Source organism: Maritimibacter sp. DP1N21-5 (genome assembly GCF_019218295.1).
GTDB lineage: Bacteria > Pseudomonadota > Alphaproteobacteria > Rhodobacterales > Rhodobacteraceae > Maritimibacter.
In genome coordinates this window covers 1,985,434-1,998,732 of the sequence record NZ_JAHUZF010000006.1, presented here as the reverse complement: position 1 = coordinate 1,998,732, position 13,299 = coordinate 1,985,434, and the positions used below count along the sequence as shown (strand labels likewise).

Sequence of the window (13,299 nt, the reverse complement as noted above, 5' to 3'; positions counted from 1 at the left end):
TCCATGTCCTTTGCCGAACCCACCGCACGCACCGGGCCCCGCCCCGCCGGGGCCCTGAGCCTTGCCGGATTTCGCGACGTCTGGTTCCAGCCGGACGCGGACGACGCGGCCGCGCGGCGCCTGTCAGCGCCGCGCCCCGATCTTTGCGGCCTGACGCTCGACCGGCCCCGGGTCATGGGCATCCTCAACGTGACGCCGGACAGCTTTTCGGATGGTGGCGATCATGCGGCGCTCGATGCGGCGGTAGATCGGGCGCGGGTGATGACGGACGAAGCCGACATCATCGACATCGGCGGCGAGTCGACGCGACCGGGTGCCGAAGAAGTGCCCGTCTCCGAGGAAATCCGGCGCACCGCCCCGGTGATCGAGGCGATCCGTGCCGCCGGGATCACCACCCCGATCAGCATCGACACCCGCAAGGCCCGCGTGGCCGAGGCGGCATTGAACGCGGGGGCCGACATCGTGAACGACGTGTCAGCTTTCGAGTTCGACCCGGAGCTTGCCGACCTGTGCGCCGAGCGTGAGGTGCCGGTTTGCCTCATGCACGCCAAGGGATTGCCGGACACGATGCAGGTCAACCCCACCTACGAGGACGTGGTGGGCGAGGTCATGGGGCATCTGGAGGCGCGGATCGGTTTCGCGCTGTCCAAAGGTGTGAAACGCGAGCGGATCATCACCGATCCGGGCATCGGCTTTGGCAAGACGCTCGACCACAACATGACGCTTCTGCGCCATCTCACGGTCTTTCACGACCTGGGCCTGCCGGTTCTGCTTGGCGTGTCGCGCAAGCGTTTCATCGGGACCATCGGCGGAGCGGACGACGCGAAAGATCGACTTGGCGGATCGCTCGCGGTGGCGCTTTATGGTGCTGCCCGGGGCATGCATATTCTTCGGGTGCATGACACCCATGCGACCACGCAGGCGCTCAGGCTCTGGGCCGCGATGGAAGAGAGGAACGGAAGGAATGGCTGAGAAACTCTTCGGAACCGACGGTGTGCGCGGGCTGGCCAACAGCCATCCCATGACGGCGGAAATGGCGCTGCGCCTCGGCGCGGCGGCGGGTCGCTATTTCCGGTCGGACGGCGCGAACCACCACCGCGTCGTGATCGGAAAGGACACGAGGCTTTCGGGCTACATGCTCGAGAACGCCCTGACCGCCGGGCTGACCTCGACCGGCATGAACGTTCTGCTTCTGGGGCCGGTCCCGACACCGGCCGTCGGGCATCTGACCCATTCGATGCGCGCCGATCTGGGCATCATGATCTCGGCGAGTCACAATCCCTTCCACGACAACGGAATCAAGTTCTTCGGCCCCGACGGCTTCAAGCTCTCCGATGCGGCCGAAGCCGAGATCGAGACACTGGTGGCCGACGGTGTCGAGCCGGTTCAGCCCGAGAACATCGGGCGGGCGAAACGGGTGGACGAAGGCCGCCATCGTTACGTGGAATTCATCAAGACGACGGTTCAGGACGTGCGCCTCGGCGGGCTCAAGGTCGTCATCGACTGCGCCAACGGCGCCGCTCACCGGACCGCGCCAGAGGCGCTTTGGGAACTTGGCGCCGAGGTGATCCCGGTCGGCGTCGCGCCCAACGGCAAGAACATCAACCTCGAATGCGGCTCGACCGACACGCGTCTCGCGGCGGAGATGGTCGTGGCGCATGGCGCGGACGTGGGCATCTGCCTCGATGGCGATGCGGACCGCGTGATGATCATCGACGAAAAGGGACGCGTGGCTGACGGCGACCAGCTCATGGCGCTCATGGCGGGGCAATGGGCCGACGCGGGCAGCCTCAAGGGAGGTGCCCTCGTGGCAACGGTCATGTCCAATCTGGGGCTCGAGCGCTATCTCGACGGTCGGGGTCTCCGGCTCGAGCGCACCAAAGTGGGTGACCGTTACGTGGTCGAACGCATGCGGCAAGGCGGTTTCAACCTGGGCGGCGAACAGTCGGGTCATATCGTCATGACGGACTACGCAACGACGGGCGACGGGTTGCTTGCAGGCATCCATTTCCTCGCCGCGATGGTGCGTTCGGGCAAACCCGCGAGCGCCTTGACGCAGGTCTTCCCGACGGTGCCGCAATTGTTGAAGAACGTGCGCTTTTCGGCGGGCCAGACGCCTCTCGAAGCCGACAGCGTGGTGAAAGTGATCGCCGGGGCGGAAGCCGAGCTGAACGGAAAGGGTCGCCTGTTGATCCGGAAATCCGGGACGGAGCCGCTCATCCGGGTGATGGCGGAATGCGAGGACGAGGTGCTTCTGTCCGACGTCATCGACCGGATCGTGGCCGAGGTCGAACGCGCCACGGCCTGAGCCGGGCGGTTTTTCGCCATTGGTGTGACTGCAAGAAAAAGGGGGGCGCCGAAGCGCCCCCGATCGATTTCCAGTGCCGCAGCGCTTATTCCGCTGGTGCACCTTCGTGATGCATGTCGTCCGGCGCCTTCGGCGTGAAGCGTGACACGAAGCGCCCGAAACCCTCGGTATAGGTGAGGATCACCGGCACCACGACCAGCGTCAGCAGCGAGGACGAGATCAGCCCGCCGATCACCGCATGGGCCATCGAGGCGTTCTGCCCGGTGCCACCGTGGATGTTGAGCGCGAGCGGCAGCATCCCGAAGATCATGGCGAGCGTCGTCATAACAATGGGCCGGAACCGGGTCCGCCCCGCGTTCACCAGCGCATCGTAGAGATTGAGCCCGTCGTCGCGCATATGCTGGTTGGCGTTGTCGACCAGCAGGATGGCGTTCTTCGTCACGAGGCCCATCAGCATGATGAACCCGATGATCGACATGACGTTGAGCGTCGAGTCGAAGACCAGAAGCCCGCCCAGCACGCCGATAAGGGCGAGGGGAAGCGACGACATGATCGCAAAGGGCTGCATGAAGCTCCCGAACTGCGAGGCGAGCACGAGGTAGATGAAGATGACCGCCAGCGCCAGCGCGGCCCCTGCGGCCAGCATCAGGTCCTGCATGTCCTCGACCTCGCCCCCGGTGCCCTGCGAATACCCGAGCGGATAGTCGAGATCGGCGGCAGCGGCCTGAACGGCGGCGCCCACGTCACCCGGACGCACGCCGCTTTCAAGGTTCGCGGTCACCCGGACCGAGCGTTCCCGGTCCTCGCGGTTGATCTCGCCGGGGCCTTCGGACTGGGTGATCGTCGCCACCTGATCGAGCCGGATCAGGTCCTGCGACCCCATCGCCCCCGATTGCGCGATGGGCAGGGCGCCCAGATAGGACGGGTCCTGCCGCGCCCATTCGGGAAGCCGGACCACCACGTCGAGGCTTTCGCCACGGGGCGAGGTCCATTCGCTCACCGTCTGGCCCTCGAGCATCGAGGACAGCGTGTCCCCGACCTGCGAGAGCGAGACGCCAAGGTCGAAGGCGGCGTCGCGGTCGACCTCGATCCCGAGCGTCGGCTGCGGATCGTCGAGCGTGGTCCGCACGTCCACGAGCCCCTCGATTTCCTGCATTTCGGCAGAAAGCTCGTGCGCGAGGCGTTCGAGAACGCGCAGGTCCGGGCCGAAGATCTTGATCTCGATCGGCGGCGCGACCGGACCCATGCCGCCGGAGGCGCCGACGCTGAACTCGGCGCCCGGAATGGCGGTGAGCACCTGACGCATCGGGCTGGTCAGCTCCTGCGGCGTGCGCGTGCGCTCGTCCGACGGGACGAGAACCGCGATGATCGTCGCATTGTTGTCGCCCGAGGTCGTGCCGGAATTCACGGTCGCATAGGTGCTTTCGATCTCCGGGAACTCGGCGCGAAGCAGCGCGTCAACCTGGGCGATCTTTTCCGCGGTGCGGTCAAGCGAGGTACCGACCGGCGCTTTCAGGTCGACCTGAACCTCCCCGGTGTCCGAGGGCGGAACGAACTCGGCACCGATCATGGGAAAGAGCGCGAAGGCACCGACAAAAGCGCCAAGAGCGGCCATGAGCGTTGTCTTTCGGAATTTGAGCGCCTTGCGCAGGAGCTTGGCGTACTGAACCCCGATCCACTCGAAGAACTGGTCGAACTTGCCCACGATGCGCCCCAAGAGCCCGCGCTTGCGCGAACTGTCGGCGGCCGGGTCGTACCAGACCGACGACATCATCGGGTCGAGCGTGAAGGACACGAAGAGCGAGATCACGACCGCCACCGCGACGGTGATGCCGAACTGCAGGAAGAAGCGCCCGATGATCCCGTCCATGAAGGCCACGGGCAGGAACACTGACACGATGGACAGGGTCGTCGCCAGAACGGCGAGCCCGATTTCATTCGTGCCGTCCAGCGCCGCCTGCTTATGGCTCTTGCCCATGTGCAGGTGTCGCATGATGTTTTCGCGCACCACGATGGCGTCGTCGATCAGGATACCGACGGCCAGCGACAGCGCCATGAGCGTCATCATGTTGAGCGTGAAGCCAAGGGCATAGATCGCCGTCATCGTCCCGATGATCGAGATGGGCAGCGTAAGCCCCGTAATCACGGTCGAGCGCCAGGAGTTCAGGAACAGGAACACGATCACGGTGGCGAGGATGCCGCCCTCGAGGATCATGGACTGAACCGAGTGGAAGCTTTCCACGACGGGTTTCGAGTTGTCGCGCAGGATCGACACCTGGATGTCCGAGAACTCCGGATCCTCCTGGATCTTCGCGACTTCCTCGGCGACGCGCTCGGCCACGTCGACCGTATTCGCGCCCTGCGTCTTCACGACGTCGATGGCGAGTGCCACCTGTCCGTCGAGCATGGCGAGACTCTCGCGCTCGGCAAGCCCGGTTGAGACTGTCGCCACGTCGCCCAGCCGGATCGGCTGACCGGCGCGGCGGGCCACGATGATGTCCTCGAAAGCGCGCACGGTTTCGATGCGCCCTTCGACCTGCACCGACTGGGAGGTGCCGGCACCGGTCACGGCGCCCGCTGGGACGTCCTGGTTTTCCTGCGCCACGGCCCCGGCCACTTCGGCGATGCCGACGTTGAGCGCGGTCTGACGGTCAGGGTCGATCTCGATCTGGACCTGACGCGGGACGCCACCCACGACACTCGCCCGACCGACGCCGCGCAGGTTCGCGATGCGTTTGGAGATCACGTCCTCGGTGATCTGGGTCAGGGCGCCCTCGTCGAGCGACTCCGACGAGATCCCGATCGACATGATCGGCAATTCGCCCGGATCGAAACGCAGGATCTGGGGATCGTTCGCATTGTCGGGGAGAAGCGGGGCCACCTGGCTCACGCGGTCGCGCACGTCTTGCACGGCCGCCGCGCTTTCAACCTCGAGGTCGAATTGCACGAGCACGAGCGAGGAACCGGTCAGCGCGGTCGAGGTGATGTTGTCGATCCCCGCGAGCGTCGAGAGGTTGTCCTCGATGGGTTCGATGATGTCGCTTTCCACCGCCTCGGGCGTGGCACCCGGATAGGAGGTCACGACCGCGACCACCGGGAAATCCACGTCCGGGAACTGTTCCACGGGCAGGCGCGAATAGGAGAAGACGCCGACTACCATGATGGCGATCATCACCATCGTGGCGAAGACCGGTTGGCTGACGCTGATCCGTGTCAGAAACATATCAGTTCTCCACCAGCGTGATTTTCGTGCCGGCCCGGAGCTCGGGCAGAGCTTCCGACAGGACCACGTCGCCGGGTTCGAGCCCCGCCGTCACTTCGAAGGCAGCACCGCCTTCCCATTCGCGGGCTGTTTCGACATCGCGGCGGGTCAGCACGTTGTCTTCGATCACAAGGACGAAGGCGCCCTCCGCATCCTCGCGCAGCGCCGAGGCCGGGACGGACAGAACGTCATCCTTGCGTTCAAGGAGAATACGCCCAGAGGCGAACATCCCGCCCCTGAGGTCGCCTTCGGCATTGTCGAGTGAGACGTAGACGGGGAGCGCCCGTGAACCTTCGATGGCGACCGGGTTGATTCGATCCACGCGGCCCTCGAACACGCGGTCGCCGAAGCCTTCCACGGTCAACTCGACGGGCTGTCCTGCCGCGATCTTGGGCGAGAGCGATACCGGCGCGGTGGCTTCCACTTCGAGCGAGGTCAGGTCGACAACGGTGAAGAGCGGCGATCCGGCGGCGACGAATTCTCCTGTCGACACCGAACGTTCAGACACCACGCCCGCGAAAGGCGCCGTGACCTGCGCGCGGTCGAGCGCGGTCTGCGCATTGGCGACGGCGGTCTCCTGCGCGGCCAGCGTTGCCTGCAGCTGCTCGAGCCCGGATTGTGCCTGCTCGAGCGCGGTCGGTGCGGCGAGCTGCCGTTCGACCAGCGTCTGGGTCCGGTTGAAATCGGTCTGGGCCTGCGCCACCTGCACCCGCGTGGCGTCAGCCGTGGAGCGGGCCTGATCCAACTGGTTCTGAAGCGAGTCCACGTCGAAACTTGCAAGAAGCTGGCCTTCCTCGACGGCATCGCCCGCGCGGACGCTCACGTCTGTCAGACGGGCAGAGACCTCGGCCGACAGATGCACGTCGCGCGTCGGCGCAAGCGAGCCGGTGACCCGAAGCGTTTCGGTCAGCGTCGTCGGTGCGATGGTCGTGATCTCATAGGGGGCGAGCTGGGTCAGCGCCTCGCGTGCGGGTTCCGCCACCACGGGCTCGGCAGGAGGTTCGGGCAGGAGCCCGGCTTGCCGCGCATAGATGCCGCCGCCGACGCCGCCGACGATCAGGACTGCCAGCACGATCCAGGGCCAGCGCCGCTTCTTCGGCGTTTCGCCCCGCGCGATCATCTCGGCCCGCGCCTTTTCGCGCTTGTTCATGGCCCAGTCGGGTTTGGGGTTTTCCATATTCACGTGTCTCACTCCGTCTCGGCCTTGATGGCTTTTGCGCGCTTCGTCCACTCGTCGAGGAACTGGGCGGAATTACGGAAGAAGGTTGCCAATCCGCAGACCCTTTCCCTTGCGCCTTCCCGGTTGGCCGGGAATTGCGCTGCTGCATCCTCGATGACGCCCGCGCGCTGGCGAAATCGGTCCGCCATGCCCGAGAGCGTGTTTTCCGCGGGGTTTTCAACCGCGCGGTAGCTGTCCTGTCGTGATCCGATGACCCCGACCCGCTCGATCGCGCCCTTGTCTGCCAGCAGCCGGCAATTGGTCGAGGCCGAGCCTTTCGAGATTCTGAGCGCTTTGGTGATCTCGCCCAGCGAGCGCGCTTCGCCCTCGATGATGAGATAGCCAAGGATATGGCCGGCGATCCGGGGAAAGCCGTCCTGCTGGGTAATCATGCCCATCTGCTCGATGAAGTGGTCGATCGGATCATGTTTCATGGTGGCCAGATATATCCAAACGGTTCATCGTTCAATCCACATTGAACGTTTCGAACGTTAATTTCTGCAATGCGGCGCAAATGGGACCGCCGGAGGGCCTTTTGCGGCGGGCCGCGCCTCGATTTCGAGCGTCCCGCACAGGCCTTGCGCGGGGCCTCACCCCGCGATCACGGCCAATTTCCATTGCCCCGGAAGGCGTGCAGGTCTATGGACGTGACGTTCGCGGATAGGAGAAACCCATGCCCCATTACCGTTCCCGCCGTTCCACCCACGGCCGCAACATGGCCGGTGCCCGTGGCCTTTGGCGCGCCACCGGGATGACCGACAGCGATTTCGGCAAGCCGATCATCGCGGTCGTGAACAGCTTTACCCAATTCGTGCCGGGGCACGTGCACCTCAAGGACCTCGGCCAACTCGTCGCGGGCGAGATCGAAAAGGCTGGCGGTGTCGCGAAGGAATTCAACACCATCGCCGTCGACGACGGGATCGCCATGGGTCACGACGGGATGCTCTATTCGCTGCCGTCGCGCGAGATCATCGCGGATTCGGTGGAATACATGGTGAACGCGCATTGCGCCGACGCGATGGTCTGTATCTCGAACTGCGACAAGATCACGCCCGGCATGATGATGGCCGCGATGCGGCTCAACATCCCGGTGATCTTTGTCTCCGGCGGCCCGATGGAGGCCGGCAAGGTCAAGGTGGGCGATCTTGAAAAGGCCGTCGACCTCGTTGACGCGATGGTCGTGGCCGCCGACGACAGCTATTCGGATGCCGAAGTGCAGGCCTACGAGGAAAACGCCTGTCCGACCTGCGGGTCGTGCTCGGGCATGTTCACCGCGAACTCGATGAACTGCCTGGCCGAGGCGCTGGGGCTGGCGCTGCCCGGCAACGGCTCGGTTCTGGCCACGCATGCCGACCGCGAGGCGCTGTTCCGCGAAGCCGGTCGCCGGATCGTCGAGATCACGAAGCTCCATTACGAGGTCGAGGACGAGGGCTACCTCCCGCGCGAGATCGCTACGTTTGAGGCCTTCGAGAACGCCATGTCGCTCGACATCGCCATGGGCGGGTCGACGAACACCGTGCTTCACCTTCTGGCCATCGCCTATGAGGGAAAAGTGCAATTCACTATGGACGATATCGACCGGCTGAGCCGAAAGGTGCCGGTTTTGTGCAAGGTTGCACCTGCGAAGAGCGACGTCCACATGGAGGACGTCCACCGCGCGGGCGGCATCATGGGCATCCTGGGCGAGATGCTGCGGGCTGATCTGATCCACGGCGACGTGCGCACGGTCCACACCACGACGATGGCCGAGGCCGTGGCCCGCTGGGACGTGATGGTAGCTAATGATGACAAGGTCGATGCCTTCTACCGCGCCGCGCCGGGTGGCGTGCGCACGACACAGGCGTTTTCGACCCAGAACCGCTACAAGGAACTCGATCGCGACCGCGAGGGCGGTGTGATCCGGAAGGCCAGCCATGCGTTCTCGCAGGACGGGGGTCTTGCGGTGCTCTTCGGGAACATCGCGGAGAACGGCTGCATCGTGAAAACGGCAGGCGTGGACGATTCGATCCTGAAATTCACCGGCACCGCGCGGGTCTATGAAAGCCAGGACGCCGCCGTGAACGGGATCCTCACCGGGCAGGTGAGCGCGAAGGAAGTCGTCGTGATCCGTTACGAGGGGCCGCAGGGCGGGCCGGGGATGCAGGAGATGCTCTATCCGACGAGCTATCTGAAATCCAAGGGTCTGGGGAAAGAGTGCGCACTGCTCACCGATGGCCGGTTCTCGGGCGGCACCTCGGGCCTGTCGATCGGCCACGTCTCCCCGGAGGCCGCCGAGGGCGGTCTGATCGGGCTCGTGGAAACCGGCGACGTGATCGAGATCGACATTCCCAACCGCACCATCAACCTCGCCGTCGCCGACAACGAACTGGCGGCACGGCGCGAGGCCAAGGGCGCGCTGCCCTGGAAACCGGAGGAACCGCGCAAACGCGAGGTGTCGACCGCGCTCAAGGCCTATGCGCTCCTCGCGTCGTCGGCGAATCGCGGTGGCGTGCGGATTCTGCCCGGAGAAGAATGATCCAGGCAAAGTGGCGCCTTCGGCGCACTCTGTTTCAATGGGGCGAGGCTTCGGCTTCGCTCCATGCCGTTTGGGGCGCTGCCCCATACCCCGGAGTGCTTGGGGAAAGATGAAAGATCTTGAATGCTTGTTCCGGCGGGCTTGCAGGTCTATTTGACCCCGAACCGACCTGAACGCGTCTGGAGGGGACATGGCCGAGAACAAAGACGACCGCGAGAAGTCCAAGCGGATCGGGGCGCTGGGCGCGCTTTGGCCGTTTCTCCTGCCCTATCGCGGGATGCTGGCGGCGGCTCTGGTCGCTCTCGTGGCAACGGCGGGGATCTCGCTGGTCATGCCGCTGGCCGCGCGGCGGGTGATTGACGGCTTCTCGACCTCGGCGGATGCGCTTCTCGATCAGTATTTCTTCGCCGCGCTGGGGATCGCGGTGGCGCTCGCCGTCGGGACCGGCATTCGCTACTACCTCGTCACCCGTCTGGGTGAACGGGTCGTGGCCGACATTCGCGAGGCGGTCTTCGATCGCGTGATCGGCATGAGTCCCGCCTTCTTCGAGCGGATCATGACGGGCGAGGTTCTGAGCCGGATCACCACGGACACCACGCTCATTCTGTCGGTCATCGGCTCCTCGGTCTCGGTGGCGCTGCGCAATGTGCTGATCCTCCTGGGCGGGACGGTGATGCTTCTCGTGACCTCGGCCAAGCTCACGGGGCTCGTGCTTCTGATCGTGCCGCTTGTCATGGTGCCGATCATCACGCTTGGGCGGCGGATGCGGGTGCTGTCGCGCGAGAACCAGGACTGGATCGCACGGTCTTCGGGCAAGGCGAGCGAGGACCTGCTGTCAGTGCAGACCGTGCAGGCCTTTACCCACGAAGACCCTTCGCGCGCACGGTTTCGGGAGGTGACGGAGCAATCCTTCATTTCCGCCAAGAAACGCATCACCACGCGGGCGGTGATGACGATGATCGTCATCACGCTGATCTTTTCGGGCGTGGTCGGCGTGCTCTGGATCGGGGCGCGTGACGTGCGGGCAGGGGACATGTCGGTGGGCGCTCTCGTGCAGTTCGTGATTTACGCGATCATGGTCGCGGGTTCTGTCGGGGCGCTGTCGGAGATCTGGTCTGAACTGCAGCGCGCGGCCGGCGCCACGGAGCGTCTGGTCGAGCTTCTGCATGCGGAAGACGCCGTCCAGGACCCGGAACCGGGCGTGGCTCCGCCAACTCCGATGCGCGGGGCGGTGCGTTTCGAGAACGTGACTTTCCGCTATCCGGCGCGGCCCGAATACGTCGCGCTCGACGGGGTCAACATCGACGTGAAGCCCGGCGAGACCGTAGCGCTTGTCGGTCCTTCGGGCGCCGGGAAATCGACGATCATCCAGCTCCTGCAACGGTTCTATGACCCGGCGTCCGGGCGAGTGACGATCGACGGTGTGGACCTGCGTGACATGGCGCGGCCCGCGTTTCGCGAGCACATCGCGCTCGTGCCGCAGGACGCGGTCATCTTCGCGGACACGGCGCGCGAGAATATCCGGTTCGGCCGGCTCGATGCCACGGATGCCGAGGTCGAGGCTGCGGCGCGGGCCGCGGCGGCCCATGACTTCCTCATGAAGCTGCCCGAAGGCTATGACAGTTACGTCGGTGAACGGGGCGTGATGCTGTCGGGCGGGCAGAAACAGCGCATCGCCATCGCGCGTGCCATCCTGCGCGACGCGCCGATCCTGCTTCTGGACGAGGCGACCTCGGCGCTCGATGCCGAGAGCGAGCGTCTTGTGCAGCAAGCCGTGGACGCGATGTCGAAGGACCGCACCACGCTTGTCATCGCGCATCGGCTGGCCACGGTAAAGAAAGCGGACCGGATTCTGGTCTTCGAGGACGGCCGGATCGTGGCGCAGGGAACCCACGACCAGTTGGTGGCCGAGGGTGGCCTCTATGCCCGACTTGCGCGGCTTCAGTTCACCGAAGGTATCGCGGCGGAGTAAAGCGCAGTAACGTCACCCTTGCAGCCGGACGCGTAACCCCCATGTTCTTTGAAACAAGGGGAAAACCCGGCCAAAGGGAGGACACATGGCGCGATATTCTTTCAGCTCGCTTGAAGCACGCAACGCGATCGAGGCAGAGAAGCCTTGGGAGGCGCGCGACGTTCCGGTGACGCTCTATGATCTGTTGGCGTCTACGACGTCGAAATTCGGAACGCGCAAGGCGCTGTCCTTTCAGATCGAGAGTGGGCCGAAGGACAAGGTCGAAACGCTCAGCTGGCAGGAATTGCATGACAAGAGCGTGCAGACCGCGAACCTGTTCCGCTCGCTCGGGATCGGCAAGGGCGACGTGGTCGCCTATGTGCTTCCGAACTCGAACGAAACGGTTCTGACGCTCCTTGGTGGGGCGATTGCGGGCATCGTCGCGCCGATCAACCCGCTGCTGGAGCCCTCGCAGATCGCGTCGATCCTGCGGGAGACCGGGGCAAAGGTGGTGGTGACCCTGCGCGGGTTTCCCAAGACGGACGTGGCCCAGAAGGTGCATGAGGCCCTGAAGGATGCGCCGGGCGTCAAGCATGTGCTCGAGATCGACCTCAACCGCTATCTCACGCCGCCGAAGTCCTGGATCGTGCCGATGATCCGCCCGAAGGTCGCAGTGGAACATTCGGCCAAGGTGCAGAACTTCAACAAGGCCATCGCGGGCCAACCCAAGACGCTCAGCTTCGAGGACGTGAAGGAAGACCGGGTCGCGGCCTATTTTCACACCGGCGGCACCACGGGCATGCCCAAGGTCGCCCAGCACAAGTATTCCGGCATCATCTACAACGGCTGGCTCGGGGCGAACCTTCTCTTTGACGAGAACGACGTGCTGATCTGTCCCTTGCCGCTCTTTCACGTCTTTGCCGTGCATGTGGTCTTCATGGCCGTGATGACCTCGGGCGCGCATGTCGTCTTCCCGACACCGGCGGGCTACCGGGGCGATGGCGTCTTCGACAACTTCTGGAAGCTGATCGAACGCTACGGCGTGACCTTTGTCATCACCGTCCCGACCGCGATCTCGGCGCTCATGCAGCGCAAGGTCGATGCCGACGTCTCCACGCTCAAGGTCGCCTTCTCGGGCTCCTCGCCGCTTCCCATCGAACTCTTCAACCGGTTCGAAAAGGCGACCGACGTGAAGATCGTCGAAGGCTACGGGCTGACCGAGGCGACCTGTCTCGTGTCGTGCAACCCGACGGACGGGGTTAAGAAGATCGGCTCGGTGGGCATTCCCTTCCCCTATACCGAGGTGAAGATCTTCGACTGCGACGCCGACGGCACCGTGCTCAAGGAGATGGGCGTGGACGAAGTCGGGGAAATCTGCGTCTCGAATCCCGGCGTCGTGGTGGGCAGGACCTATACCGAGGAGGCCAAGAACAAGGGGCTGGTCGCGGCCAACAAGTATCTGCGCACCGGCGACCTGGGCCGGATCGACGCGGACGGTTACCTCTATATCACGGGCCGGGCCAAGGACATCATCATCCGGGGCGGGCACAACATCGACCCGGCCGAGATCGAAGAGGCGCTCGCGGGCCATGACGCCGTCGCCTTTGTCGGCGCGATCGGACAGCCCGATGCGGTGGCAGGCGAATTGCCGGCGGCCTTCGTCGAACTGGTCGAGGGCGCGACGGTCACGGAGGATGAATTGCTCGAATATGCCAAGGCGCATATCAGCGAACGCGCCGCCATCCCGAAGCACATCGAGATCCTGAAGGAACTGCCCAAAACCGCGGTCGGGAAAGTGTTCAAACCCGACCTGCGCAAGTCGGCGATCAAGCGCATCTATGAAGAAGCGCTGCAAGAGGCGGGGCATCCGGTGGAAGTGGTCGAAGTCTACGAAGACAAGAAGCTCGGTCTCGTGGCGAGGCTGCGCGCGACTGGTTCCGTGGACAAGGAAGCCGCCGAACACAAGCTGGGCGAGTTCACGCGGCCCTACGAATGGGTTGAATGACCCGGTGATGCGTTTCTCCCGGCCCGGTGCGGCCGGACC

Annotated in this window: 8 protein-coding genes; 5 read left to right on the top strand and 3 right to left on the bottom strand. The window is 64.7% G+C overall.

Annotated elements, in window-relative coordinates; all coding sequences use genetic code 11:
• Positions 1-3 precede the first annotated feature (3 nt).
• Positions 4-972, top strand: a complete 969-nt coding sequence (gene folP / locus KJP29_RS17420; protein ID WP_218464773.1) for a dihydropteroate synthase — start codon at positions 4-6, stop codon at positions 970-972.
• Positions 965-2,308 (top strand): phosphoglucosamine mutase, encoded by a 1,344-nt coding sequence (gene glmM, locus KJP29_RS17415; RefSeq protein WP_218464772.1) that lies wholly within the window; start codon positions 965-967, stop codon positions 2,306-2,308. The genes folP and glmM overlap by 8 nt, the downstream gene beginning before the upstream one ends.
• Before the next feature lie 85 nt (positions 2,309-2,393).
• On the opposite strand, the gene KJP29_RS17410 is transcribed toward glmM, so the two are convergent.
• From KJP29_RS17410 to KJP29_RS17400, 3 genes are read right to left on the bottom strand one after another with little or no spacing between them, the layout of a single operon-like run.
• A complete protein-coding gene (locus KJP29_RS17410; RefSeq protein ID WP_218464771.1) occupies positions 2,394-5,531 on the bottom strand; it encodes an efflux RND transporter permease subunit in 3,138 nt (1,045 codons plus the stop codon).
• Between the two features lies 1 nt (position 5,532).
• Positions 5,533-6,747 (bottom strand): efflux RND transporter periplasmic adaptor subunit, encoded by a 1,215-nt coding sequence (locus KJP29_RS17405; RefSeq protein ID WP_255553746.1) that lies wholly within the window; start codon positions 6,745-6,747, stop codon positions 5,533-5,535.
• Between the two features lie 11 nt (positions 6,748-6,758).
• A complete protein-coding gene (locus KJP29_RS17400; RefSeq protein WP_218464769.1) occupies positions 6,759-7,223 on the bottom strand; it encodes a GbsR/MarR family transcriptional regulator in 465 nt (154 codons plus the stop codon).
• A 239-nt stretch (positions 7,224-7,462) separates the two neighbouring features.
• On the opposite strand from KJP29_RS17400, the gene ilvD reads away from it, so the two are divergent.
• The 3 genes from ilvD (at position 7,463) to KJP29_RS17385 (ending at position 13,260) form a co-directional block, all read left to right on the top strand.
• Positions 7,463-9,304, top strand: coding sequence for a dihydroxy-acid dehydratase (gene ilvD / locus KJP29_RS17395; RefSeq protein ID WP_218464768.1), 1,842 nt, complete (start codon positions 7,463-7,465; stop codon positions 9,302-9,304).
• Between the two features lie 190 nt (positions 9,305-9,494).
• Complete coding sequence (locus tag KJP29_RS17390; protein WP_218464767.1) at positions 9,495-11,276, top strand: ABC transporter transmembrane domain-containing protein; 1,782 nt, start codon at positions 9,495-9,497, stop codon at positions 11,274-11,276.
• A gap of 85 nt (positions 11,277-11,361) precedes the next feature.
• A complete protein-coding gene (locus tag KJP29_RS17385; RefSeq protein ID WP_218464766.1) occupies positions 11,362-13,260 on the top strand; it encodes an acyl-CoA synthetase in 1,899 nt (632 codons plus the stop codon).
• The last annotated feature ends 39 nt before the right edge of the window (positions 13,261-13,299 follow it).